Source organism: Gordonia liuliyuniae, assembly GCF_021739025.1.
Classification (GTDB): Bacteria; Actinomycetota; Actinomycetes; order Mycobacteriales; family Mycobacteriaceae; genus Gordonia; species Gordonia liuliyuniae.
In genome coordinates this window covers 1-23,721 of the sequence record NZ_JAKKOT010000005.1, presented here as the reverse complement: position 1 = coordinate 23,721, position 23,721 = coordinate 1, and the positions used below count along the sequence as shown (strand labels likewise).

25 protein-coding genes are annotated in these 23,721 nt (G+C 67.5%); 13 read left to right on the top strand and 12 right to left on the bottom strand.

What is annotated here, in order from left to right; all coding sequences use genetic code 11:
• Positions 1 to 6: 6 nt before the first annotated feature.
• A complete protein-coding gene (locus L5G28_RS10925; protein WP_237001585.1) occupies positions 7 to 972 on the bottom strand; it encodes a quinone oxidoreductase family protein in 966 nt (321 codons plus the stop codon).
• 34 nt (positions 973 to 1,006) lie between these two features.
• Here L5G28_RS10925 and L5G28_RS10920 point away from each other — a divergent pair, with 34 nt between their 5' ends.
• Complete coding sequence (locus L5G28_RS10920) at positions 1,007 to 1,369, top strand: hypothetical protein (RefSeq protein WP_237001584.1); 363 nt, start codon at positions 1,007 to 1,009, stop codon at positions 1,367 to 1,369.
• Between the two features lie 38 nt (positions 1,370 to 1,407).
• On the opposite strand, the gene L5G28_RS10915 is transcribed toward L5G28_RS10920, so the two are convergent.
• The 4 genes from L5G28_RS10915 to mptB form a co-directional block, all read right to left on the bottom strand.
• Positions 1,408 to 2,418 carry a COX15/CtaA family protein gene (locus L5G28_RS10915; RefSeq protein ID WP_237001583.1) on the bottom strand — a complete coding sequence of 337 codons (1,011 nt, stop codon included), beginning with the start codon at positions 2,416 to 2,418 and terminating at the stop codon, positions 1,408 to 1,410.
• Complete coding sequence (locus L5G28_RS10910; RefSeq protein WP_237001582.1) at positions 2,415 to 3,221, bottom strand: ABC transporter permease; 807 nt, start codon at positions 3,219 to 3,221, stop codon at positions 2,415 to 2,417. The genes L5G28_RS10915 and L5G28_RS10910 overlap by 4 nt, the downstream gene beginning before the upstream one ends.
• The gene (locus L5G28_RS10905) at positions 3,218 to 4,189 is read right to left on the bottom strand and encodes an ABC transporter ATP-binding protein (RefSeq protein WP_237001581.1); all 972 of its coding nucleotides are present in this window, start codon (positions 4,187 to 4,189) and stop codon (positions 3,218 to 3,220) included. Before L5G28_RS10905 ends, L5G28_RS10910 begins: the two co-directional genes overlap by 4 nt.
• A 94-nt stretch (positions 4,190 to 4,283) precedes the next feature.
• Positions 4,284 to 6,056: a polyprenol phosphomannose-dependent alpha 1,6 mannosyltransferase MptB gene (gene mptB / locus L5G28_RS10900; RefSeq protein WP_237001580.1), complete on the bottom strand. Its 1,773-nt coding sequence runs from the start codon at positions 6,054 to 6,056 to the stop codon at positions 4,284 to 4,286.
• Between the two features lie 126 nt (positions 6,057 to 6,182).
• Between mptB and L5G28_RS10895 the strand changes: the two genes are divergently transcribed.
• From L5G28_RS10895 to L5G28_RS10865, 7 genes are all read left to right on the top strand, one after another.
• On the top strand, positions 6,183 to 6,953 hold the full coding sequence (locus L5G28_RS10895; RefSeq protein WP_237001579.1) for a helix-turn-helix transcriptional regulator: 771 nt from the start codon (positions 6,183 to 6,185) through the stop codon (positions 6,951 to 6,953).
• Positions 6,950 to 8,386, top strand: a complete 1,437-nt coding sequence (gene sufB, locus L5G28_RS10890) for a Fe-S cluster assembly protein SufB (RefSeq protein WP_236997199.1) — start codon at positions 6,950 to 6,952, stop codon at positions 8,384 to 8,386. Before L5G28_RS10895 ends, sufB begins: the two co-directional genes overlap by 4 nt.
• Positions 8,386 to 9,567 carry a Fe-S cluster assembly protein SufD gene (gene sufD, locus L5G28_RS10885; protein WP_237001578.1) on the top strand — a complete coding sequence of 394 codons (1,182 nt, stop codon included), beginning with the start codon at positions 8,386 to 8,388 and terminating at the stop codon, positions 9,565 to 9,567. The genes sufB and sufD overlap by 1 nt, the downstream gene beginning before the upstream one ends.
• Positions 9,568 to 9,653: 86 nt before the next feature.
• Positions 9,654 to 10,424 (top strand): Fe-S cluster assembly ATPase SufC, encoded by a 771-nt coding sequence (sufC, locus tag L5G28_RS10880; protein ID WP_236997197.1) that lies wholly within the window; start codon positions 9,654 to 9,656, stop codon positions 10,422 to 10,424.
• Between the two features lie 5 nt (positions 10,425 to 10,429).
• Positions 10,430 to 11,698 carry a cysteine desulfurase gene (locus L5G28_RS10875; RefSeq protein WP_237001577.1) on the top strand — a complete coding sequence of 423 codons (1,269 nt, stop codon included), beginning with the start codon at positions 10,430 to 10,432 and terminating at the stop codon, positions 11,696 to 11,698.
• Complete coding sequence (sufU, locus tag L5G28_RS10870) at positions 11,695 to 12,144, top strand: Fe-S cluster assembly sulfur transfer protein SufU (protein WP_237001576.1); 450 nt, start codon at positions 11,695 to 11,697, stop codon at positions 12,142 to 12,144. The genes L5G28_RS10875 and sufU overlap by 4 nt, the downstream gene beginning before the upstream one ends.
• Before the next feature lie 2 nt (positions 12,145 to 12,146).
• Positions 12,147 to 12,485 (top strand): metal-sulfur cluster assembly factor, encoded by a 339-nt coding sequence (locus L5G28_RS10865; protein WP_236997194.1) that lies wholly within the window; start codon positions 12,147 to 12,149, stop codon positions 12,483 to 12,485.
• 21 nt (positions 12,486 to 12,506) lie between these two features.
• Here the strand turns inward: L5G28_RS10865 and L5G28_RS10860 are convergent, their stop codons facing one another.
• The gene (locus tag L5G28_RS10860; protein ID WP_237001575.1) at positions 12,507 to 13,085 is read right to left on the bottom strand and encodes a helix-turn-helix domain-containing protein; all 579 of its coding nucleotides are present in this window, start codon (positions 13,083 to 13,085) and stop codon (positions 12,507 to 12,509) included.
• Positions 13,086 to 13,133: 48 nt separating this feature from the next.
• On the opposite strand from L5G28_RS10860, the gene L5G28_RS10855 reads away from it, so the two are divergent.
• From L5G28_RS10855 to L5G28_RS10845, 3 genes are all read left to right on the top strand, one after another.
• Complete coding sequence (locus tag L5G28_RS10855; RefSeq protein WP_237001574.1) at positions 13,134 to 14,108, top strand: NAD(P)/FAD-dependent oxidoreductase; 975 nt, start codon at positions 13,134 to 13,136, stop codon at positions 14,106 to 14,108.
• 87 nt (positions 14,109 to 14,195) lie between these two features.
• Positions 14,196 to 14,555 (top strand): thioredoxin, encoded by a 360-nt coding sequence (gene trxA / locus L5G28_RS10850; protein WP_236997191.1) that lies wholly within the window; start codon positions 14,196 to 14,198, stop codon positions 14,553 to 14,555.
• A 67-nt stretch (positions 14,556 to 14,622) separates the two neighbouring features.
• The gene (locus L5G28_RS10845) at positions 14,623 to 15,753 is read left to right on the top strand and encodes a DUF7373 family lipoprotein (RefSeq protein ID WP_237001573.1); all 1,131 of its coding nucleotides are present in this window, start codon (positions 14,623 to 14,625) and stop codon (positions 15,751 to 15,753) included.
• Here the strand turns inward: L5G28_RS10845 and L5G28_RS10840 are convergent.
• Entirely contained in the window at positions 15,731 to 16,870 is a 1,140-nt protein-coding gene (locus L5G28_RS10840; protein WP_237001572.1) for a lycopene cyclase family protein, read from the bottom strand. The two genes, L5G28_RS10845 and L5G28_RS10840, sit on opposite strands and share 23 nt — an antisense overlap.
• A 27-nt stretch (positions 16,871 to 16,897) precedes the next feature.
• The gene (locus L5G28_RS10835; RefSeq protein WP_237001571.1) at positions 16,898 to 17,986 is read right to left on the bottom strand and encodes an NAD(P)-dependent alcohol dehydrogenase; all 1,089 of its coding nucleotides are present in this window, start codon (positions 17,984 to 17,986) and stop codon (positions 16,898 to 16,900) included.
• A 121-nt stretch (positions 17,987 to 18,107) separates the two neighbouring features.
• On the opposite strand from L5G28_RS10835, the gene L5G28_RS10830 reads away from it, so the two are divergent.
• Complete coding sequence (locus L5G28_RS10830) at positions 18,108 to 19,736, top strand: ABC-F family ATP-binding cassette domain-containing protein (protein WP_237001570.1); 1,629 nt, start codon at positions 18,108 to 18,110, stop codon at positions 19,734 to 19,736.
• A 99-nt stretch (positions 19,737 to 19,835) separates the two neighbouring features.
• Here the strand turns inward: L5G28_RS10830 and L5G28_RS10825 are convergent, their stop codons facing one another.
• Both L5G28_RS10825 and L5G28_RS10820 read right to left on the bottom strand, forming a co-directional pair.
• On the bottom strand, positions 19,836 to 20,438 hold the full coding sequence (locus L5G28_RS10825; protein ID WP_237001569.1) for a class F sortase: 603 nt from the start codon (positions 20,436 to 20,438) through the stop codon (positions 19,836 to 19,838).
• A complete protein-coding gene (locus L5G28_RS10820) occupies positions 20,438 to 21,022 on the bottom strand; it encodes an MSCRAMM family protein (RefSeq protein ID WP_237001568.1) in 585 nt (194 codons plus the stop codon). Before L5G28_RS10820 ends, L5G28_RS10825 begins: the two co-directional genes overlap by 1 nt.
• 1 nt (position 21,023) lies before the next feature.
• On the opposite strand from L5G28_RS10820, the gene L5G28_RS10815 reads away from it, so the two are divergent.
• Positions 21,024 to 21,323: a hypothetical protein gene (locus L5G28_RS10815; RefSeq protein WP_237001567.1), complete on the top strand. Its 300-nt coding sequence runs from the start codon at positions 21,024 to 21,026 to the stop codon at positions 21,321 to 21,323.
• Between the two features lie 132 nt (positions 21,324 to 21,455).
• On the opposite strand, the gene L5G28_RS10810 is transcribed toward L5G28_RS10815, so the two are convergent.
• Entirely contained in the window at positions 21,456 to 23,000 is a 1,545-nt protein-coding gene (locus tag L5G28_RS10810) for an acyl-CoA synthetase (RefSeq protein ID WP_237001566.1), read from the bottom strand.
• 145 nt (positions 23,001 to 23,145) lie between these two features.
• On the bottom strand, positions 23,146 to 23,721 hold a 576-nt coding region (locus L5G28_RS10805; RefSeq protein ID WP_237001565.1), incomplete at its 5' end, for a TetR/AcrR family transcriptional regulator.

Genomic DNA, 23,721 nt, shown 5'->3' with positions numbered 1-23,721 from the left:
CCCGGCTCACGGGATCAGCGCGGTCGCACCGGTGGTGGCGCGGGACTCCAACGCGCGGTGCGCATCAGCGGCGTCGGCCAACCCGAACGTCTGACCGACCGAGACGTGCAGACGGCCCGTCGTGATCGAGCTGAAGAACTCGTTGGCACGCCACGCGAGTTCCGCACGGTCGGCGACGAAGTGGGCGAGTGTCGGGCGCGTGACCGACAGCGATCCCGCCGCGTTGAGACGCTGAAGGTCGAACGGCGGGACCGGGCCGCTCGCCGCGCCGAACAGGACGACGGTCCCGCGGACCGCGGTGGACGCGATCGAAGCGTCGAACGTCGACGCGCCGACCCCGTCGTATGTCACCTGGACTCCGTGTCCGCTGGTGACCTCGCGGACGCGGGCCGCGATGTCGTCGTCGTAGCGGAGGACATGCGCCGCGCCCGCCGTGCGCGAGAGTTCCTCCTTGACGTCCGATGACACCGTCGAGATCACGGTGACGCCCCGAGACGTCGCCCATTCGGTGACGAGCAGGCCGACACCGCCTGCCCCGGCGTGCACCAAGATCGTGTCGCCGGTCGCGGGATGCGCGCTGCCGTCGAGAAGGTAGTGGGCCGTGAGACCTCGCAGCAGCGCCGCCCCGGCCACCTCGTCTCCGACGCCGTCGGGCACCGGCAACGCCCGGTCGGCCGCGACCACGGTCTTCTCCGCGTACGACCCGGCGGCGTCGGTCCACGCGACGCGGTCGCCGACCGTGAATCCCGTGTCCGGCGAACCCGTTCCGATCACTTCGCCGCACCCTTCGATCCCGGGAACATACGGGGGACGGGACGGGTACAGGCCCGCCCGAAGGTACGTGTCGATGAAGTTGACGCCCGCGGCACGCACGCGAACGAGGAGTTCGCCGGGAGCGGGTTCGGGATCGGGGACTTCGACTGCGGTGAGGACATCGGGACCGCCGTGAGCTGTCACATGGATCGCGCGCATCGGCCCATTCTCGCACGCCGGTATGATCACCCGCATGAGTGAAGAATCCGCTGTGAAGACGCCCGCGACCGCACCGTCCGACGTGGTCTCGTCGATCCGCGGCTTCGTGGCCGCCAACGGGGGCTCCGCGAAAGCCGTGCTTCAGCCGACCGGCCAGGCCGGAGTCCGGGTGACCCTCGTCGGCGACGACGGCGGCGCACTCGGCGACCGGGTCGTCGACGACATGGACACCGCGGCGGCGGTCGTCGACGCCGTCGACGGGCTCGAGACCGCTGAGTGGGACCGCGAACTCACGTCGGCTGCCGACGTCCGCCCCGCCCACTGGCGGAAGATGGCCGGTTGGGTCGCCCACCAGAAGCGCTTCCCGAAGCCGCGCAACCGCAAGATCCTCGACTGACCGAGTCCCTTCTGGTGCCGGCGGCTGGGTCCGCGCGATCAGGCGGCGGCTTCGGCCACCGCACGATTCGCGCGGACCGCGCTGACCACCAGGTACGTCGCGCCCGACATGAGGACGGCGCTGCCGAACATGTGTAGGACAACCATCCACTCGGGGAGTTCGGTCGCGTACTGGATGTAGCCGATCAGTCCTTGGAACAGAATGATCGCGCCGAACACGACGGCCGCGCGCCGGGCGATCGTCTTCGCGACGAGCGTGACGACGATGAGTCCTGCCGTGATACCGACCAGGGTCCAGACGGCGTCGACGTGCAACTGCGTCGCCTGGGTGGGTTCGAGGCCGTTGCGTTTGGAGTCGATGTCACCCGCGTGTGGACCCGAGCCGGTGACGACCGTACCGAGGTAGACCGTCGCCCACGTGACCGCATAGACGGCCCACGACGCCACCACCGTGATCCGCGTGATGACCGGTACCGCGCCCGAGAGTTCGCCGACGGCGCCGACCGCGAGGGTTGGCGAGGTGCGGGCTGGCGAGGTGCGGGCTGGCGAGGTGTGGAAGACCAGCCAGGTGGCGAGTGAGATGATCAACATCGTCGCCAGGAAGTGGAACGACACGATCCACGGGTTGAGATTCGTCAACACGGTGATGCCGCCGACGACCGCCTGCAGCGGGACGCCGAGGCCGATGCCCAGCGCCAGTCGGCGCGCCAGCCGGTCGACCGGGCGGTGCCGCATGGCCGCGACGAAGGTCGCGACGGCCACGACCACCAGCACCCACGTGAGCATGCGATTGCCGAACTCGATGACACCGTGGATGCCCATGGCTGCGTGCGGGGTCAGCGAGCCCGACGTGCACTGCGGCCATGTTGGGCAGCCCAGCCCGGAGTCGGTGACGCGGACGGCGCCGCCGGTGACGACGAGCAGGACGTTCGCGGCGAGGTCGGCGATGGCCCAGCCGTACAGGAACCGTCGGGTCGGCGTCCGGAAGCCGGCCCACGACCCGATCAACGACTGCTTGCTCGACTGCTCGGTTGCGGACGAAGACGTCACTGGAATCGAAACCACCTCACTGCGAGGGCGCCGCCGACGACCGTCCAGGCAGCCAACACGCCGATGCCGAACAGATCGACAGACGAGTCGAGCGCCTGGATGAGCGCCTCGGTGAGAGCGCCGGACGGGGAACAACGAGCCGCCCAATGGACGGCGGAGGGCACGTGCTCGTCGAAGACGACGAGACTGCTCAACCCGAGCAGCACGAACCAGATCAGATTGCCGAGGGCCAGCACGATCTCGGCCTTCATCGTCCCGCCGAGAAGCAGCCCGAGAACGGCGAACGCGACGGTGCCGAGCGCGATGATCGCGGCGCCGAGAAGAAGCCCGGCGATCGCGGGCCGCCACCCGAGGGCGAGACCGATCGCGCCGATGATGAGCGACTGCAAGACGACGACGATGACCACAGCGCACGACTTGCCTGCGATGATGCCCCACCGCGGGATCGGCGTGGCACCGAGTCGTTTCAGCGCGCCGTACCGTCGGTCGAAGCCGACGGCGATGGCCTGCCCGGTGAATGCGGTCGACATGATCGCGACGGCGAGGATCGCCGGGACGAAGGTCGTCGCGCGGGCGGCAGTGGTGTCGCCGGACCCGGTGTCGATCGGCAGGAGGCTCAAGCCGATCATCAGGGTGATCGGGATGAACATGGTGAGCAGCAGTTGTTCGCCGTTACGCAGCAGGAGGGTCAGCTCCATGCGCGTCTGCGCCGCGACCATGGCGAACAGCGGTGCGGGCGCGGGCGCCGGGGCAAACGTGCCCGCCGGGAAGCGGTTCGGGGCGCCGCTGGACGTCTCGCTCATGCGCGCACCTCGCGTCCGGTCAGTTCCAGGAAGACGTCCTGGAGTGAATTCGTGTCGACGGTCAGCGACGTGACGAGGACATCGTTCTGGGCGCACCACGCGGCGACCGCGGACACGATCTGCGGCGTGATGTCGCCGTGCACGAGGTGATCGCCCGTCTGGCTCCGACCGCACGTGTAGCCGGCCGGAAGCGCGGACGCCAGGGCGTCGTCGTCGACGCCTTCGGCGGTGAGGCGGAGCTGGCCTTCGGCATCGCGCCGCACGAGGTCGGCCGGGGTGCCCGACGCGACGGCGCGTCCCCGATCGATGATCACGATGTGGTCGGCGAGCTCCTCGGCCTCCTCGAGATGGTGTGTCGTCAACAGGACCGAGACCCCGTCGGATTTGAGGCGGGTGATCAACTCCCACACCATGATGCGCGCGTGCGCGTCGAGGCCTGCCGTCGGCTCGTCCAAGAACACGAGTTCGGGTCGTCCGACGAGGGCGCAGGCCAGCGACAGTCGCTGCTGCTGGCCGCCCGAGAGGCGACGGAACGGCGTGCCCGCGATGTCAGCGATCCCGAGGACATCCATCAGCCACACCGGATCGAGGGGATCGGCGCAGTACGACGCGCACAGCCGCAGCATCTCCGCGGCCTTCGCTCCCGGATATGCTCCGCCGCCCTGCAACATCACGCCGATGCGGCTGCGCATTGCGTCGTTCTCGGCGATCGGGTCGAGCCCGAGGACGCGGATCTCGCCTGCATCGGGTCGATCGAAGCCCTCGCAGATCTCGACGGTCGTCGTCTTGCCTGCACCGTTGGGGCCGAGAAGTGCCAACACTTCGCCGCGACGCATGTCGAGATCGAGTCCATCGACGGCGACGACGTCGTCGTACCGCTTGACCAGACCTCGAATGCTCAGCGTGGTCTCGCCCGCGGCACGATCGACCGAATCGCTCGAAGAGGCAGGGGCGTCGCGCACGCTCATCAGCGTAAGCGAGTAACGGCCGCGCACCGGCATCGGGTCGCAACGATGTGCGCGGGGGCACACGTGCGTTCCGACCCGCCACGGCGGGGACGCGTCATCCTCGTTTGGCTCGGCGACGACGCCACAGCCACAGCCGTACCGGACTGTCGATGAAGAACGCCATTGCCGTGATCGCGACCATGAGCAGCCCGGTCAATAGCCCCTGTGCGACGACGAGCGGCGGGGTGTCCGAACTCGTGGGCATCACGACGACGGACATGATCGCGGAGATGACGACGGTACCGACCCGGAACCAGCGGGTCGTGGCCCACGCGGCGAGCGGGATGATCGCCCACAGCAGGTACCAGGCCTGTACGAATGGGAAGAAGACGACGAACGTGGCCATCGCGATGCCGAGACCGCCGAGTGGGTGCACGCGGCCCGCCAAGCACGCGAGGAGCCAACGGACGACGAGGATCGCCGCGATCAGCTGACCGATGGGCCGAGCGATATCGAGGATGGCCTGTGTCTGCTCGCCCATTCCGAGCCACAGTCCGACGCGACCGGCCACGACCGACAGCAGAGTCGGCATCGACATCCAGGAGCGGACGATGCCGCCGGTGCTGAGCGTGCCCGTCCAGCCGAACCCGAGGCCGGTGCCCAGACAGATCGCGACGATCACCGCGACCGTCACTGACAACAGGGCCGACGCCGCCTTCGTGAGAGCGAAGAACGATGTCCGCGAGCGGTCCCACCACTGCGCGGGCGGCGCGTTCCGCAGAGCCGGGAGTGTCGCACCCCAACGTCGTGCGAGAGCGATGCCGATGAAGCCGAGGGCGAGCATCGACGAGACCTTGACCATCGCAGACGCGGCGATCAACGCGACGCCCGCAGCCAGGATCCAGCCGGTTCTGGAGGGGAGCAGACGATCGAGTCGGCGCAGACGTTCGGAACCGTCGATGGCGCGGAAGCACCACTCCATTCCGACCAGCATCAAGCCGAGCATCAACGCTTCGTTGTGGATGCCGCCGATCAAATGAAGGACCAGCAGGGGATTGAGCGCGCCGAGCCAGAGCGCAGTGACGCTCGACACCCCGCAGCGGCGGGCCAGGCGGGGGAGCGACCACACGATCATCGCCACGCCGAACAGGGCGACCACGCGGTGCAGCAGGACGGCGACGGTGATGTTCTCCCCGGTGATCGCGGTGATGTGTTCACCGATCCACAGGAACAGCGGTCCGTACGGGGCGGGCGTGTCCTTCCAGAGGTTCGGCACCGACAGGGTGAGCACGTGGTCGACGCCGAGTCCGCGCATCGGACTGTAGGTGTACGGATCCATTCCGCGGTACGCGATCGCGCTCTGTGCGAGATACGAGTACACGTCCTTGCTGAGCAGGGGAGGCGCGATGACCAGCGGAGCCGCCCACATCACCATCGTCTGATAGATCTGGCTCCGGGACATCCGGCGGGCCGGACTGCGACGTTCGGCCACCTCGACCGACATGCGCCCGATGGTGAACCTCGACAGGAGCAGCCATGCGAGGACCAGCGTCATCATGCCGCCGATGGACACCGTCAGCGCCGTCGAATACATGCGCGACGGCAACGACAGGATGCGGGTGCCGACGATCGGATTCTGCAGGACCGGCAGCATGCCGGTGCCGAGCGATCCGATCAGGATGAGCATCGAACCGGTGGTGCCGAACAGTTGGATGCGTCGCAGTCTCGACTTCTCGAGCGCGTTGAGCGGTCCGACTTCGGCTTCGTCGGAGTGCATGCGCGCGAGTCGAGTGCCGTATTCCCCGGTAGCGTCGGGATCGCGCTCGACGACGGGGCGGGAGACACCGAGATAATCGAGGCCTCGACGCAGCAGCGGGAGTTCTGGCACACGAGCACTGTATCGGTTGGCGTGCGGTGCGGGCCCGCACGTGCGGCGGTTCCCGGAGCGAGAGCGATTAGGTCACCCTTGCTGGATCGGGGGAATCAATTACGTCACACTTGTGTTGTGAAAAGCATGACCGACTCGAAGCGACTGCTGTGGCAACAGCAGGCAGACGGATCTGGCGCCGATGGCCAGACCCGGGCTGCGGTCGTGTCGTTGCTGGTCGATGAGGGGCCGATGACGGCGAGCGACATCGCCGAACGTCTCGGCATCAGTGCGGCGGGAGTCCGTCGTCACCTCGACATCCTCACGGACGGCGGTGACGTCGAGCTGGCGCCCGCCGGATTCAACAAGGGTGGCCGCGGCCGCCCGGCGAAATGGTTCCAACTGGCGCCTGCCGGACGAGGCAAGCTGCGGCACGCCTACGACGATCTCGCGGGTGCCGCGATCCGATCGCTCCGGGACGTGGCGGGGCAGGCCGCAGTCGAGAAGTTCGCCCGCGACCGCGTGGACGGCCTCGTCGCCGGTGTCGCGCCGGTGTCCGAGTCCGGCTCGGTCATCGCCACCGTCGAACAGATCTCGGCCGCGCTGACCGGCGCAGGTTATGCGGCCGACGTCCGCGAGGTCGGTGCCGGCGTGCAGATGTGCCAGCACCACTGCCCGGTGGCGCACGTCGCCGCCGAATTCCCCGAACTGTGCGAAGCCGAGACCGCGGCCTTCACCGAACTGCTCGGCACTCACGTGCAACGGCTCGCCACCATCGCCAACGGCGACTGCGTGTGCAGCACGCACGTACCGGTCCACCGGCCCGCCGACGTGGCCGAACCCCAGAACGTTCTCGACCCGAAGGCGACGTCGCAGCCCGTCGTCGCCGACAACCCCGATGGAAAGGTCCCCCGATGACGGTCACCGATCCCGCCGCCACCCAGCTGTCCCAGGAAGAGACGATTGCGTCCTTCGACGGCTATGGCTACGGCTGGTCCGACAACGACGACGCAGGCGCCGCTGCCAAGCGCGGTCTGTCCGAGGAAGTCGTCCGCGACATCTCGGGTAAGAAGAGCGAACCCGAGTGGATGCTCGAGCAGCGACTCAAGGCATTGCGCATCTTCGATCGTCAGCCGATGCCCAGTTGGGGCGGCGACCTGTCGGGCATCGACTTCGACAACATCAAGTACTTCGTGCGTTCCACGGAGAAGCAGGCCGAGTCGTGGGAGGACCTGCCCGAGGACATCAAGAACACCTACGACCGTCTCGGTATCCCCGAGGCGGAGAAGAACCGACTCGTCGCAGGCGTCGCCGCACAGTACGAGTCGGAGGTCGTCTACCACCAGATCCGCGAGGACCTGGAGGAGAAGGGCGTCATCTTCGTCGACACCGACAGCGGTCTGCGCGAGCACCCGGAGATCTTCGAGGAGTACTTCGGCAGCGTCATCCCCGCGGGCGACAACAAGTTCTCCGCGTTGAACACCTCGGTCTGGTCCGGTGGATCGTTCATCTACGTGCCGCCGGGCGTCCACGTCGACATCCCGTTGCAGGCGTACTTCCGCATCAACACCGAGAACATGGGCCAGTTCGAGCGGACGCTGATCATCGTCGACGAGGACGCGTACGTCCACTACGTCGAAGGCTGCACCGCGCCGATCTACAAGTCCGACTCGCTGCACTCCGCAGTCGTCGAGATCATCGTGAAGAAGGGCGGCCGCTGCCGTTACACGACCATTCAGAACTGGTCGAACAACGTGTACAACCTGGTCACCAAGCGCGCCAAGGCCGAAGAGGGCGCCACCATGGAGTGGGTCGACGGCAACATCGGTTCCAAGGTCACCATGAAGTACCCGGCCGTGTGGCTGACCGGCGAGCACGCCAAGGGCGAAGTCCTCTCGGTGGCGTTCGCGGGTGAGGGCCAGCACCAGGACACCGGATCCAAGATGGTGCACCTCGCGCCGTACACGTCGAGCAACATCGTCTCGAAGTCGGTGGCGCGCGGCGGCGGCCGATCGTCGTACCGCGGTCTGATCAAGGTGAATCCGGGCGCGCACGGCAGCCGTTCGACGGTCCAGTGCGACGCGCTGCTCGTCGACCAGATCAGCCGCAGCGACACCTACCCGTACGTCGACATCCGCGAGGACGACGTGACGATGGGGCACGAGGCCACCGTCTCGAAGGTCAGCGACGATCAGTTGTTCTACCTGATGAGCCGCGGGCTCACCGAAGAAGAGGCGATGGCCATGGTGGTCCGCGGCTTCGTCGAGCCCATCGCCAAGGAACTCCCGATGGAGTACGCACTCGAGCTCAACCGGCTCATTGAACTGCAGATGGAAGGATCGGTCGGCTGATGGCTGAACTCACCCCGACGAAGGAAGTCGTCGTCAACAAGGGCGAGATGTTCACCTCGTTCGACGTCGACGCGTTCGAGGTGCCCGGCCAGCGCGAAGAGGCGTGGCGGTTCACCCCGTTCCGTCGTCTCCGTGGCCTGCACGACGGAACCGCTCCCGCCACGGCGACCATCGACTACGACGTCGACGGCGTCGTGGACGGCGTCACGTCCGAGCTCGTCGAACGCGACGACCCGCGACTCGGTGAAGGCGGCGTCCCGTTCGACCGGATCGCCGCGCAGGCGTACTCGTCGTTCACCAAGGCTCGCGTCGTCACGATCGCCGCGAACGCTCAGGTCGAGGTCCCCGTCGTGGTGACCCTCGACGGACCCGGCGAGGGCGAGGTCGCGTACACGCACCTGCAGATCCGCGCCGAAGCGTTCGCCAAGGCCGTCGTGGTCCTCGACCAGCGCGGCAGTGGGACGGTCGGCGAGAACGTCGAGATCGTCACGGGCGACGGCGCGCACCTGACCGTCGTCAACGTCCACGACTGGGCGCACGACACTGTGCACGTAGCGGCGCACCACATCTCCGTGGGGCGCGACGCCGTGATCCGCCACTTCGCGATCAGCCTGGGCGGTGACCTCGTCCGACTGTCGCCGCACGTGAAGTACCGGGCGCCGGGCGGCGACGCCGAACTGTGGGGCCTGTACTTCGCCGACGCCGGTCAGCACCTGGAGCAGCGTCTCCTCGTGGACCACTCGGCGCCGCACTGCCGTTCGCACGTCACCTACAAGGGTGCGCTGCAAGGAGACACCTCGGACGGGCCGGGCTCCAAGCGGTCCCGCGAGGCGCACACGGTGTGGATCGGCGACGTTCTGATCCGCCCCAGCGCCGAAGGCACCGACACCTACGAGCTCAACCGCAACCTGGTGCTCACCGACAACGCACGCGCCGACTCCGTCCCGAACCTCGAGATCGAGACGGGCGAGATCGTCGGCGCCGGGCATGCCAGCGCCACCGGGCGCTTCGACGACGAGCAGCTGTTCTATCTGCAGTCACGCGGCATTCCCGAAGACCAGGCTCGACGCCTCGTCATCCGCGGCTTCTTCGGCGAGGTCCTCGCCAAGATCTCCGTCCCCGAGCTCCGCGAGCGACTCGAAGCGGCCATCGAAGCCGAACTCGAAATCGCAGGCGCCTGAGCCCCTATCCCCACATCTCTCGGCCCCACATCTCTCGGCCCCACATCTTTTGGCCCCACATCTTTACGAAGGAACTACTGATTCCAGTGACTACTCTCGAAATCCGCGATCTCCACGTCGACGTCGCCGACAGCGATTCCGACGCTGAGCCGATCCACATCCTCAAGGGCGTGGACCTGACCATCACTTCCGGTGAGAAGCACGCCATCATGGGCCCGAACGGCTCCGGCAAGTCGACCCTCTCGTACGCGATCGCAGGGCACCCCAAGTACAAGATCACGTCCGGCACCGTCACCCTCGACGGCGAAGACGTCTTGGCGATGAGTGTCGATGAGCGTGCGCGCGCGGGCATCTTCCTCGCCATGCAGTACCCGGTGGAAGTGCCCGGCATCTCGATGTCGAACTTTCTGCGCTCGGCCGCGACCGCGGTCCGCGGCGAAGCGCCCAAGCTTCGGCATTGGGTGAAGGAGGCGCGCGAGGCGATGAACGACTTGGACATCGATCCGGCGTTCGGTGATCGCAGCGTCAACGAGGGTTTCTCCGGCGGTGAGAAGAAGCGCCACGAGGTGCTGCAGCTCGGTCTGCTCAAGCCGAAGATCGCCATCCTCGACGAGACCGACTCCGGTCTCGACGTCGACGCGCTCCGCATCGTCAGTGAAGGCGTCAACCGGTACGCCGACCGCGAGAACGGCGGCATCCTGCTGATCACCCACTACACGCGGATCCTGCAGTACATCAAGCCCGACTTCGTGCACGTGTTCGTCAACGGCCGCGTCGTCGAATCGGGCGGCCCGGAACTGGCCGACGAGTTGGAGCGCAGCGGATACGAGCGTTTCACCGCCGCTGCTGCGAAGTAGCGCAGATGACCGTGGCAACCGGCTTCGACATCGCCGCCGTCCGCGCGGACTTTCCGATCCTGGCGCGGACGGTGCGCGACGACAAGCCACTCGTGTACCTCGATTCGGGTGCCACGTCGCAGCGGCCGGTGCAGGTGCTCGACGCCGAACGGGACTTCGTGCTCAACCACAACGCCGCAGTCCATCGCGGTGCGCACCAGTTGGCGGAAGAGGCGACCGACGCGTACGAGTATGCACGCGACGCCATCGCATCGTTCGTCGGCGTGACGGCTGACGAGATCGCGTTCGCCAAGAATGCGACCGAGGCGCTGAACCTCGTCGCGTACACGCTGGGCGACGACCGGTCGGCACCGCTGTTCGGCGGAACTCGCCTCGGGGACGGCGACACGATCGTCGTCACCGAACTCGAACACCACGCGAACCTCGTTCCGTGGCAGGAACTGGCGCGCCGCACCGGAGCACAGCTGCGTTGGTACTCGGTGACAGACGACGGACGCATCGACCTCGACTCGCTCGACCTCGACGAGACCGTCAAGATCGTCGCGTTCACGCACCAGTCGAACGTGACCGGAGCGGTGGCCGACGTCGCCGAGCTCGTCTCACGGGCGCGCGCGGTCGGCGCATACGTCGTGCTCGACGCCTGCCAGTCCGTGCCCCACATGGCGGTGGACTTCCGGGCGCTCGACGTCGACTTCGCGGCGTTCTCCGGACACAAGATGCTCGGACCGTCGGGTGTCGGCGTCCTGTACGGGAAGTCGGCGCTCCTCGAACAGCTGCCGCCGTTCATCACCGGCGGCTCGATGATCGAGACCGTCACCATGGAGGGCTCGACGTACGCCGCGCCCCCGCAACGATTCGAGGCCGGCGTCCCGATGACGTCCCAGGTCGTCGGACTCGGTGCGGCGGTCGACTATCTCGACGCGATCGGCATGGATGCGGTCGCCGCCCACGAGCACGAACTCGTCGTGCACGCGCTGGCACGCCTGAGTGAGATCGACGGTCTGCGGATCGTCGGCCCGCGCGAGGGGACTGCGCGAGGCGGAGCGGTCGCGTTCGACGTCGCGGGCATTCACGCCCACGACCTCGGGCAGGTGCTCGACGACGAGGGCGTCGCCATCCGCGTCGGACACCACTGCGCATGGCCGCTGCACCGGAAGTTCGGGGTCGCCGCCAGCGCGCGGGCCTCGTTCGCCCTCTACAACACGGTCGACGAGGTCGACGCTCTCGCCGATGCCATCCGCGTCGCCCAGAACTTCTTCGGAGGACGCCCATGAGAATGGAGCAGATGTACCAGGAGGTGATCCTGGACCATTACAAACACCCGCACGGGCGTGGCCTGCGCGAGCCGTTCGACACCGAAGTCCACCACGTCAACCCGACGTGCGGAGACGAGATCACCCTCCGGGTGTCCGTCGTCGACGACGCCGTCGCCGACATCTCCTACGACGGCCAGGGCTGCTCGATCTCGCAGGCCTCGACGTCGGTGCTGTTCGACCAGATCGTCGGGCTCTCGCTCGACGACGCCATGGCCGCGCTCGACTCGTTCAACACGATGATGACCTCTCGCGGCACCGACGCAGGCGACGAAGACCTCGTCGGCGACGGTATCGCCTTCGCCGGAGTCAGCAAGTATCCGGCGCGCGTAAAATGTGCGTTGCTCGGATGGATGGCGTTCAAGGACGCGGTCTCCCAGACCGTTGTGGAAAAGACCGGAGCATAGAAATGACTGACACAGTAGAGACCTCCCTGCCCAGCCCGGACGATGTCGAAGAAGCAATGCGCGACGTCGTCGACCCGGAACTGGGCATCAACGTGGTCGACCTCGGCCTCGTCTACGGCCTCGCCATCGACGACGACGCCGCGGTCAAGATCGACATGACTCTCACCTCGCCTGCGTGCCCGCTCACCGACGTGATCGAGGACCAGACCCGTAACGTCCTTGTCACCAGCGGACTCTGCACGGACATGGAGATCAACTGGGTGTGGATCCCTGCGTGGGGCCCGGACAAGATCACCGACGACGGCCGCGAGCAGTTGCGCGCGCTCGGCTTCACCGTCTAGAGGCCCTCGCGCCCGTCGGCGCTAACTGTCGTGCAGGTGGGCGCGCTCGCCGTCCCGGTCGAAGATCGTCAAGATCTCGGCCGTCTTGCGGTACGCGCTGAGGTTGTGGGGCGTCATCGTGTCGAACTCGGCGGCTTCGCCCGTCTGGACGTCGATGACCCGGTCGCCCAGGAGCAGTCGGACCGTCCCGGAGAGCACCGTGAACCATTCGTGTCCCGGATGGACGCGCTGGTCCGTCGGTGAGGCCGGGTTCGGCGACAGTCGCATCTTCGCGACGATCACCCCGTTCTCGGCGCGATCGCGCGACAGCAGCCAGGTGACCGCCCCCGGCCACTGCTGTGGTTCGGGCCGGATCACGACGTCGTCATCGCCGACCGGCTCCACCAGCTGGTCGAGCGTCGTCCCCAATGCCCGCGCGATCGGGACCAGCTGGTCCAGCGCGACGCGGCGATGGCCGGTCTCTATACGCGACAGCGTGGACGGACTGACATGGCAGCGTCGGGCCAGCGCATCCAGTGTCCAGCCCTGGGAGACCCGTAAGCCTCTGACGCGTTGTCGGACGAGCGCGTCGACGTCATCGTCCACCGGTTCTTGCTTCATAGGCAAGATTGTATGCTCTCTGGGCAATGTGGGGATAGCGTCGGCTGCATGAGCCACACAGCGAAGAGCATCCCAGAACAGACACCCGCACCGTACGACGTCGTGATCGTCGGCGGCGGTGCCGCCGGACTGGCGGCAGCGGTCGCACTCGGCCGATCATTGCGGTCGGTACTGGTGATCGACGGCGGTGCCCAACGCAACCTGCCGTCGGACGCAGCGCACAACGTGCTCGGCCGAGAAGGGATCGCGCCGGGCGATCTCGTACGAGAGGGACGGGCCGAAGCCGAGTCGTATGGCGTCGAATTCGTCGATGGAACAGTCACCGACGCGCGCCGCGATGCGAGCGGGGCCGGCTTCACCGTCGACGTGGACGATGGGCGCACCGTCGCGGCACGCCGAGTGGTCCTCGCGACCGGTCTTGTCGACGTCCTGCCCGACATCGATGGCGTGCGTCAGGCGTGGGGTCAGGGCGTACTGCACTGCCCGTACTGCCACGGCTATGAGGTGCGGGGCAGGCGAGTCGGCGTGATCGCAACGGCGGCTCCGCTGGCAGTTCATCAGGCGTTGCTGTTCGCGCGACTGGCCGACCGCGTCACCGTCTTCGCGAACGGTGTGGACTTTGACGACGAGCAGCGCGCAGATCTCGACGTGATGGAGATCGGCGTCGTCGACGGCGCCGTGTCTCGCGTGCACGTCGACGGTCGTGAGGCGCGGGCGATCGAGGTCGGCGGTGAACGTCACGATGTCGACGCGGTGGTCGTCGCGACGCGGATGGTCGCGCGCACCGAACTGTACGAGCGCCTCGGCGGGCAGTCGCAGGAGCATCCGATGGGGCGGATGATCCCCGCGGACGAGAACGGTGCGACACAGGTAGCAGGCGTCTGGACGGCGGGCAACGCAGCCGATCTCGCGGCGATGGTCGCGGTCGCAGCGGGGGCCGGCGTCAAGGTCGGCGCCTTCGTGAACGCCGACCTCGTCGCCGACGAGGTGCGCGAGGCGAGGGCTCGGACCCGCGAAGGCTAGTGCCTGGAATATGCCTGCCAGGAATACGCCCGCCAGGAATATGTCTGCCAGGAATATGTCTGGGCTGGGGCGGTGTTGAATGGTGACATGGCAACAATTGATTTGACCGGGACCGACTTCGAGCAGACCGTCAACGACAACGAGATCGTGCTCGTCGACTTCTGGGCCGAGTGGTGCGGTCCGTGTAAGCAGTTCGCACCGACCTACTCGGCTGTGTCGGAGAAGCACGAGGACATCGTCTTCGCGAAGGTCGACACCGAGGACCAACAGCAACTCGCCGCCGCCGCGTCGATCCGGTCCATTCCGACGATCATGGCGTTCAAGGACGGGCACCTCGTCTTCAACGAGGCTGGCGCGCTGCCCCCGCAGGCACTCGAATCGTTGATCGAGCAGCTCAAAGAACTCGATGTCGAGAAGGCTCTGCGAGAGAGCGGACAGTCCGAGTAGTCGCCTGGCGCGGGGTGAAGGTCATTCGGGTGGCGGCCGTCCGGGACGGCACCCGTATCATCTGCTCATGCGAAAGTCTCTGATAGCCGTCGCCGCGGCGCTGACGTGCGTGCTGGCGGGCTGTGCCGTGGACGGGACCCCGACACGCGGTCCGATAGAGCTGCAGACCGGCAAGTACGGCTCCATGCAGACTCGGTCAGCCGGTGAAGCGACCTCGGACGTCGCATGGGCGAAGCTGCGAGCCGTGCGGCTGGCCGACCACATGATCTTCGCGCACGACCTCGACCCGGTGATGGTCGATGGGAAACTCCCCACCCAGCCGCTGGCGACCCCGGCGAACGTCCAGGTCGTCATCCCCGATACGGCAGACCTGCCGGTCATGAAGGACTTCGAGTACGGCTTCACGCTGTCGTCCGGGAACGAGAAGAACGACGCCGGCATCAATCACGCCGTGATGGTGTTCCGCGACGACGCCGCGGCGTCCGCCGCCGCACGGCAGCTCTCGGATGTGATGCTCAAGCGCACCTCGTACTCGAACTATGAGCGTGTCCGGGTGGCGGGCATGCCGTCGGAGTCGATCACCGTCCATGATGCGGGCGCGGGCGGCAAACACACGGTCGCCGCGTTCACGCCGGTCGGACAGCGCTTGATCTACACCTGGGCCGACGACCGCAACCGCTCGTGGCCCGAGCGAATCGTGAAGGCCGCCTACGACCAGCAGAAGCGGCTGCTGGACGCGCTCGGAACGGTGAGCGACGACCGTCGCATCGACCCGGACGGACTGCTGACCGGGACGGTCAGCGAGGACGGTGACAGCAGCAATCCGCTGCACGGGGCGGTCTACGGTCAGCGCGCCGCGGCGCTGTTCTACGGCGACCAGTCCGCCGCACTCGCCGCACTGAAGGAGTCAGGGATCGAGCAGTTCGCGTGGAACGGCACCCAGCTGTACAAGGCGGGCAGCGAAGGCCAGACGGCCAGTTGGATCGACTATCTCGTCAAGGACTTCGAGGACGACTCTTCGCGGAAGGCGGCGAGTCCGCAGGATCTGAACGCCGCACGGTGTCTCACCAGGGACGGCGCCGCTGGCTGTTTCGTCGCCGTCGGACCGTACGTCGGGGAGGCCTACGGCAAGGACCTGGCGGACGCGCAGCAGCAGATTTCCGCCCAGTACACCTTCATGAAGAAGCTCGCCGGCTGAGTCTTCTCGTATTGCACGGACGCCAGCACACCGTCGATGCGGCCACGCGTACGCGCAACGGCATCGGCGCCTGGGCGAACACTGCGGCCATCGTCCGCAGCACGCCGACGGCATCGTCGCGTCCGCACAGGTAGCGGTGCTGCAGTACCGGGTCGGTGCGGAAGAAGGCGTCGAAGAACGCGACCAGTTCGTCCGGACGCAACGACAGCAGAACGCGGAGCCCCAGCGTGCGCAACCGGTAGGCGAGGCGTGCGCGCGTAGACCACAGGGCCTCATGCGGATCGCGGCCCGCGAGGATCGCCTCGACCACGACGTCGGATGCGCGCACCGACTGTCCGACGCTGTACCCGGTGGCCGGGTTCATCAGGCCGCCGGCCGCACCGAACCGCAACGGGCTGTTCGCCGCGCGCGCCCACGGCCGCGTGTCGGCCAGAAGCGGGAAGTCGACCACCTCGTCGACTCGCGGCTGTGCGGTGCGGAGCCGATTCCGTTCCGCGAGGACATCGACGTCGATGGGCGGCGCCCCGACCAGGCAGGTCTCCTCGACGAGGCGTCGACCGCCGCCGAGCGCGACCCGATAGCTGAACGACGCAGGCGCGCCGGTGAGCGGCAGGCGGTGCGCGGGACGCCAATCCATCAAGACCATCGTCGGATCGTCAGAGTGGGCCACCGAGCCAGCGGCAGTCTGCCGAGGCCGGGCCGGATGGTCGGCGGCCCGTGCGCCCCGAGCGTCGACCACGTGGCGGGCCCGCACGTGCGAACCGTCCGCGCACGTCACGAGGCGCGCGCTGAGAGTTGCCGCGTAACGGTCGAATACGTCCGCGGCGTCGAGCGTCAACGCGTCTTGGAACAGAGCGGTGTCCAGGATTGCGTATGCGTGCGGCACCACCTGCTCGGTCGGTGTGAACACGGTGACCGACGGCGCCGCCGCCGCGATCACCGAACTGTCGAACCAGTCGGGCAGGTCCGCCGTGTACACCCCGTACGTCGCCGACCACCGGCGGTCGGGGGCGGGGTCGACCACCGCGACCCGTAGCCCTGCGGCCAGCGCCCGGTGCGCGAGAACGCGGCCCGCGGGCCCGGCGCCGACGACGGCGACATCGTAGATCGTGGTCACCGGGGTAAGGCTAGCGGCACGGCGTGATCACGGCAGCAACACCGGTTTGACGACGGAGCCCGCACGGAAGTCGGCGATCGCGGTCCCGATGTCGTCGAACGCGTACGTGGTGATCAGCTTGTCGAACGGGAAACGTCCGTCGGCCCACATCTGCACGAGTCGGGGGATCAGTTCGTGCGGGTCGGCATCGCCTTCGATCACGCCGCGCAGCGAACGACCCTGCAGCAGGTGACCTTGATTCACGTCGACGGGGTTCTTCGGTCCGCGGAATCCGACCGTCACGCAGGAACCGGGCGACGCCAACGCCATCAGAGCCTGGCGGATCACCGGAGCTGCGCCGACCGCCTCGACGGTGAAGTCGAGTCCGCCCCGCGTCTCGCGGACGATGTCCTTCGCGAGATCGTCGGACGGCTCATGGACGGCGGTCGCACCGAGCTCGAGCGCGAGCTCACGCCGTGCGGGGTTCGGGTCGACGCCGATGATCGGATCGCATCCGGACGCTTTCGCCGCCATGATCGCGGCGAGCCCGACGGGGCCGAGCCCCCACACGCCGTAGCTCTGGCCCGGCTTCGGGCGGTGCACGTTGACGACGGCGCCCGCGCCGGTCAGCAGGCCGCACCCGAGCGGGCCGAGCGTGGCCAGGGGCAGCGCGTCGTCGACCTTCACCGCGTTCGCGACGCTCGCCACGGCGTGCGTCGCCCACGACGACTGACCGAACCAGCTTCCGTGGACGGGCGAGCCGTCCCGGTCGGCGAGCGTCGTCGAACCGTCCGGCCGGACGCCCGCATAGTTGAGGAGCGCGAACCTCGTGCAGTACGCCGGGGCGCCGGCCGCACACCGCTTGCACTGACCACACGATGTGAAACTGCACACCACGTGGTCGCCGACAGCGAGTTCGGTGACGCCGGGACCGACGGCCTCGACGACTCCGGACCCCTCGTGGCCGAGGACGATCGGTGTCTGCTGCGCCAATGCGCCGTCGATGACGGTGAGATCGGTGTGGCACACGCCGACGCCGTGGACCTTGATCAGCACTTCGCCTGCGACCAGGTCCGTGGCGGTCAGCTCCACGATCGACAGATCCCCGCCGACCTCGTTCAGTACTGCAGCTCGCATGTCCGGCCCTCTCGTCCCGTCACCCTCCGAGCGAGCATATCTCGACTTACGGCCTGTGGTGTCGGGGCCCACCGTTTCACGATTCGCCGATAGCCGCCGGTCATCCGTACGATGGATCCTCGTGATCACCGCGACTGACCTGGAAGTTCGAGCGGGCGCGAGGACTCTCCTGTCTGCGCCCGGAGACCATCTGCGCATCCAGCCGGGCGACCGGATCGGTCTCGTCGGACGTAACGGTGCAGGCAAGACGACATCGTTGCGGATTCTGGCGGGGGAGACCCAGCCGTACGCCGGCTCCGTCCGCAACTCGGGGCCCGTCGGCTACCTGCCCCAGGACCCCAAAGAAGGCGACCTGGACGTCCTCGCTAAGGATCGTGTCCTCTCGGCCCGTGGCCTCGACGAGATCCTCGCCTCGATGGCCAAACAGCAGACGCTGATGGAAGAGGCCGCCGACGACAAGATCCGGGACAAGGCGATCGCTCGGTACGCGCGCCTCGAGGAGCGGTTCGCCAATCTCGGCGGATACGTCGCCGAAGCGGATGCGGCCCGCATCTGCAACAGCCTCGGCCTGCCCGACCGTGTGCTGGGCCAGCCACTGCGCACACTCTCGGGCGGCCAGCGCCGTCGAATCGAGTTGGCGCGCATCCTGTTCGCCGCGTCGGACGGATCCGGGAAATCGGATACGACGCTGCTGCTCGACGAGCCGACGAACCACCTCGACGCCGACTCGATCAACTGGTTGCGGACGTTCCTGCAGAACCACGACGGTGGACTCGTCGTCATCAGCCACGACGTCGACTTGCTCTCCGACGTCGTGAACCGCGTGTGGTTCCTCGACGCGGTGCGCGGCGAAGCCGACGTCTACAACATGGGTTGGAAGCGATACCTCGATGCGCGCGCCACCGACGAGCAGCGACGCAAGCGCGAACGAGCCAACGCCGAGAAGAAGGCGTCCGCTCTCCGTACGCAGGCCGCGAAGCTCGGCGCCAAGGCCACCAAGGCGGCGGCCGCCCACCAGATGGTCAAACGCGCCGAGCGGATGATGGACGAACTCGACGACGTGCGTGTGGCCGACAAGACCGCGCACATCCGTTTCCCGGAGCCGGACCCGTGCGGAAAGACGCCGTTGATGGCGTCCAACCTGACCAAGATGTACGGGTCACTCGAGATCTTCACCGGCGTGGACCTCGCCATCGACAAGGGGTCACGCGTGGTGATCCTCGGTCTCAACGGCGCGGGCAAGACGACGTTGTTGAAGCTCCTGGCCGCGGTGGAGAAGCCGGATCTCGGGGAACTGGAACCGGGCCGCGGACTCAAGATCGGCTATTTCGCACAGGAACACGACACGCTCGACGACGATGCGACGGTCTGGCAGAACATCCGCCATGCCGCGCCGGACGCGGGTGAGCAGGATCTGCGCGGGCTCCTCGGCGCGTTCATGTTCACCGGGCCGCAACTCGAACAGCCGGCGGGGACGCTGTCCGGCGGCGAGAAGACGCGCCTGGCGCTTGCCGGGCTCGTCTCGTCCGCTGCCAACGTGCTGCTGCTCGACGAACCGACGAACAACCTCGACCCGATCTCTCGCGAGCAGGTCCTGGAAGCACTGCGCAGCTACACCGGGGCCGTCGTCCTCGTGACGCACGACCCGGGCGCTGCCGAAGCGCTGGAGCCGCAGCGCGTCATCCTGCTGCCGGACGGTACCGAGGACCACTGGTCGGACGAGTATCAGGAGCTGATCGAGCTCGCCTGAACGTAAACGCGGGCCTCGGCGACATCCGCGGCTGTTGTGAATGCTTCGGATGTCGCCGAGGCCCGCGTTCAGGTCGTCGGAGTTGGTGACGAACGGCCATCAGGCCGGATCGGCGAAGACGACTATGTTGTCGCGGTAGCCGAGCGGTGGCCCGATGAACGGGCCGCCGCATGTCACCAAGGCGAGGGTCTCCGGGCCGTCGAGTCGGTTGAGCTCGTCGAACGGCACCGCATCGGTGCCCGTGGCCTTCTTCTGCGCATCCACCACGCGCGAGACCCGGTACGTCAGGTGCTGACCGTCGGCTGTCTCGATCGTCACCGTGCTTCCGGGCGTCAACGTCGTGAATCGAGCCGCGTACCCCGTGCCCTGTGCGACGTCGTCGACGTGTCCGACGACGACGATCGTTCCGGCGCCGGATCCCGGGAGAGCCGAGTCGACCCACCACCCGAGCTTCGAGATGTCGGTGGGCGGCAACAGCGTTCCCTGTGCATCGGTCGCGACGGCCTGCGTCGGCGCCGACCGACCGTCGATCACCAAGTGTTCCGGCGCGGACGGCTCGTGCGCCACCGCGATGACCGGTGCAGGCAGGTCGGCCTGCGCCTGGGTGGAGCCCGGGGCGGCCTCCTGCGCGCCGCAGGCACCGGTCGCGACCAGCACCACGACCGCGGCGGCCACGACGAGCGCCCGACCCAGGCGCGACATCAGTGCGTCCGACCGGTGGGAATCGAAGTCAACGGCTCGCGCTGGCTCGGATTGCGGATGACCACCGGCTGCTCGATCGGGGAATCGTACAGTTCCAGGTACCGAGTCTGGGACGGGGACACCTCGACGAACCGGACCGTGGGGTCGAGCACGTAGCCCGCGGGCGCGCCGATCTCCTGGATGCGGTAGCCGCCCGGGGCGAGCTGAACCGATCCGGTGCCCGACGGGCCAGTCACCAGCACGACGCTCTGATCGCTGTGGGCCGCTGTGACACGGTAGCGCGCACCGGGTAGCAGCGCGCCGGTGATCTTGTCGCGCTTGGTGATCGACACCGCGCCCACCTGCCCCTCCCGGGACAGGGAGACGATGAACGAGGCGCTTGCGCCGACTGCCAGATCCGCGCTGGAGGGGTCGACCCAGGCCCGGTTGTATCCGTCCGGGATCGCCGTGATGTGCGCGGACACGACGCCCGCGGGCATGTCGACGGTCGCGAGGGTGGCCACCGTCTTCACGACGCCCCCGGATCGGAGTTCCACACGGACGCCAGAGACGGGGATGTGGGTCTTCAGATCGATGGCCTGCACCGTGACGGATCCCGTGCCGGCCTCCGGCGGCGTGACCGTGGAAGTCGGCGGGGTGGTCGTCGTGCTCGTCGTCGTGCTCGGGTCGGGCGTGCTGGTGGTCGTGGACGGCGTCGTGTCGGCCGGCGTGACCGTGGAACTCGGCGGGGTTGTGGTGGTCGCGGTGGTCGACCCGGGCGACGTCGTCGACTCCGCCGAGGCCGGGGGCACGGTCATCGCGACGGCCGCGGCCAGTGCGACCAGCACTGCGGCCACCGCGACGAGTATCCGATTGAGGTTTCTGATCATGTCCGTCTCCTCATGACTGCCGGGTGACACACGCACCACGGCGGTGGGTCCCGACATGAAGTACGTCGTTCACCGGAGACGGACGGTTACGGTCGGAGCGACACGGTCATTCATCTGAATGGTCGACAGTCGCGAGCCTTCGGGCCGGTCAGCTGCCGAGGACCTGCTTGCGCAGATCGCCCTTGACGAGTTTTCCGGTCGGTGTGCGCGGAAGTTCGTCGATGAACTCGATCGTCCGCGGAACCTTGTAGGCCGCCAGTTCCGCCCGCGCGTAGTCGATGAGTTCCGCCGCCAGCTCGTCGGACGCATGGACGCCGTCGACCAGTTGTACGAATCCGGTCGCGGCCTCGCCGAGATCGTCGTCAGGTAGGCCGATCACACCGACGTCGTACACCGACGGATGGTTGATGAGGACGTTCTCGGCTTCCTGCGGGTAGATGTTGACGCCACCGGAGATGATGACGAACGCCTTTCGGTCCGTCAGATAGAGGAAACCGTCGTCGTCGAGGTAGCCGAGGTCGCCGGTCGTAGCCCAGTTCGGGTGCTGCAAATGCTGCGCGGCAGCCGTCTTCGCCGGATCGTTGTGGTAGGCGAACGGCATCTCGTCGCGTTCGAAGAACACGGTGCCGACCTCACCGGTCGGAAGGTCGTCACCGTCGTCGTCGCAGATGTGGACGACGCCGAGAGCAGCTCTGCCGACCGAGCCCGGTCGGTCGAGCGAGTCCTGCGAGCCGATGAGCGTGACCCCTGCGGCCTCGGTCGCCGCGTAGTACTCGTTGATGGCCGGACCCCACCAGTCGATCATCGCCTTCTTCACTTCCGCCGGGCACGGAGCGGCGGCATGGATCGCGACCTTCATGCTCGACACGTCGTACTTCGCGCGAGCCTCGGCGGGGAGCTTCAGCATGCGGACGAACATCGTCGGCACCCACTGGCTGTGCGTCACCCGGTACTCTTCGATCAGCTCGAGCGCGTTCTCGGGATCGAAACGGTCCATGAGCACGACAGTGCCGCCGAGCGCGTTGACCATCGCGCAGTAGCGCAGGGGAGCCGCGTGGTAGACGGGGGCGGGCGACAGGTAGACCGTGTCCGTCCCGAAGCCGTACACCGGACCGAAGACGAGCGAGATCAAGTCGGGAGCCTCGTCGACCTGGACGTCGGGCATGTTCGGTTTGATGCCCTTCGGCCGCCCCGTCGTTCCGGACGAATACAGCATGTCCATGCCGCGCGGCTGGTCGGTGAGCGGCTCGGCAGACGCGTCCGCCTTGACCTGGGCGTAGTCGGAGAAGCCGGGTAGACCGTCTCCCCACGCCACCCGGCGACGTGCGTCGCTCAACGCCGGGATCTCGTGTGCTCGCGCGACCGCTTCCGCGACGGTCGACGACGCGAACACCGCCTTCGCATCGCAGTCCTCAAGGATGTAGTTGACTTCGGGAGCGGTCAGATGGTGGTTGACGGCGGTCACGTACATCCCGCTGCGGATCACCGCCCAGTAGACGTCGAACACGCACAAGTCGTTGTCCGAGACGATCGCCACGGTGTCGCCCGGAACCAGCCCGAGCTCGTCGCGCAGGAAGTGCGCGATCCTGGTCGACGCATCCGTCAGCTCCGCGTAGGTGACGGTCTCGCCGGTCGACGGACGAACGACCGCGGCCTTGTCGGGAGTGGTCGAGGCGTGGGTTCCTGGGTACACGTAACGCTCCTTATGTCTCGGCGACACACAGACCGTAACCGAGCGCCCGCTCGGTGCGTACCCGTTTGCGTGACAACGTCACTGGGCACGAAAGAAGCCGTCGTCTCGACCCTGTTCGGGTCGAGACGACGGCTTCGTATCGGTCTCAGTCGGCGCGCGGCCTACGCACCGACGATTCGACGAGATCCAACACGGCGTGCAGATCGTCGGTCGACTGACCCGAAGCCAGTCGGGTGACGATCCCGTCGAGGATCACATCGAGGTACGTCACCAAGACTTCGGGCTCCACATCGTTGCGGAGACTGCCCGCCTGCCGCTTGCGCTCAAGGCGCGCGAGAGTGGCCCGCTCACGATCTTCGGACTGTGCCTCCCAGGCCGCGCGGAAACCCGGATCGCTCCGGATCTTCCGCACGATCTCCAGTCGCGTGCTCAGCCAGTCGAAGTCCTTCGGCCGCGCCAGGATGTCGCGCATCACCTGCACCAGGCCTTCCTGCGCGGCCACGTCGGCCATCCGCTCGGCGTCCTCCCGAGCGAGCGCCAAGAACAAGGCTTCCTTGTCTTTGAAGTGGTGGAAGATCGCACCCCGGGACAATCCCGTCGTCTCCTCCAGCCTCTTCACCGTGGCGCCCTCATAGCCGAATTCGGCGAAGCAGTGCCGCGGGGCGGGGCGGGTGTGGGGGCGGCGCGGGGGCCGCCGGGGCGCGGTGGCCCCGGGGCGCGG

What these genes read in the sequence shown, in the direction of transcription:
- L5G28_RS10925 (WP_237001585.1), bottom strand. Translation starts at nt 972, where the DNA reads ATGCGCGCGATCCATGTGACAGCTCACGGCGGTCCCGATGTCCTCACC.
- L5G28_RS10920 (WP_237001584.1), top strand. Translation starts at nt 1,007, where the DNA reads ATGAGTGAAGAATCCGCTGTGAAGACGCCCGCGACCGCACCGTCCGAC.
- L5G28_RS10910 (WP_237001582.1), bottom strand. Translation starts at nt 3,221, where the DNA reads ATGAGCGAGACGTCCAGCGGCGCCCCGAACCGCTTCCCGGCGGGCACG.
- L5G28_RS10905 (WP_237001581.1), bottom strand. Translation starts at nt 4,189, where the DNA reads ATGAGCGTGCGCGACGCCCCTGCCTCTTCGAGCGATTCGGTCGATCGT.
- L5G28_RS10895 (WP_237001579.1), top strand. Translation starts at nt 6,183, where the DNA reads ATGACCGACTCGAAGCGACTGCTGTGGCAACAGCAGGCAGACGGATCT.
- sufB (WP_236997199.1), top strand. Translation starts at nt 6,950, where the DNA reads ATGACGGTCACCGATCCCGCCGCCACCCAGCTGTCCCAGGAAGAGACG.
- sufD (WP_237001578.1), top strand. Translation starts at nt 8,386, where the DNA reads ATGGCTGAACTCACCCCGACGAAGGAAGTCGTCGTCAACAAGGGCGAG.
- L5G28_RS10875 (WP_237001577.1), top strand. Translation starts at nt 10,430, where the DNA reads ATGACCGTGGCAACCGGCTTCGACATCGCCGCCGTCCGCGCGGACTTT.
- sufU (WP_237001576.1), top strand. Translation starts at nt 11,695, where the DNA reads ATGAGAATGGAGCAGATGTACCAGGAGGTGATCCTGGACCATTACAAA.
- L5G28_RS10865 (WP_236997194.1), top strand. Translation starts at nt 12,147, where the DNA reads ATGACTGACACAGTAGAGACCTCCCTGCCCAGCCCGGACGATGTCGAA.
- L5G28_RS10860 (WP_237001575.1), bottom strand. Translation starts at nt 13,085, where the DNA reads ATGAAGCAAGAACCGGTGGACGATGACGTCGACGCGCTCGTCCGACAA.
- L5G28_RS10855 (WP_237001574.1), top strand. Translation starts at nt 13,134, where the DNA reads ATGAGCCACACAGCGAAGAGCATCCCAGAACAGACACCCGCACCGTAC.
- trxA (WP_236997191.1), top strand. Translation starts at nt 14,196, where the DNA reads ATGGCAACAATTGATTTGACCGGGACCGACTTCGAGCAGACCGTCAAC.
- L5G28_RS10845 (WP_237001573.1), top strand. Translation starts at nt 14,623, where the DNA reads ATGCGAAAGTCTCTGATAGCCGTCGCCGCGGCGCTGACGTGCGTGCTG.
- L5G28_RS10835 (WP_237001571.1), bottom strand. Translation starts at nt 17,986, where the DNA reads ATGCGAGCTGCAGTACTGAACGAGGTCGGCGGGGATCTGTCGATCGTG.
- L5G28_RS10825 (WP_237001569.1), bottom strand. Translation starts at nt 20,438, where the DNA reads ATGTCGCGCCTGGGTCGGGCGCTCGTCGTGGCCGCCGCGGTCGTGGTG.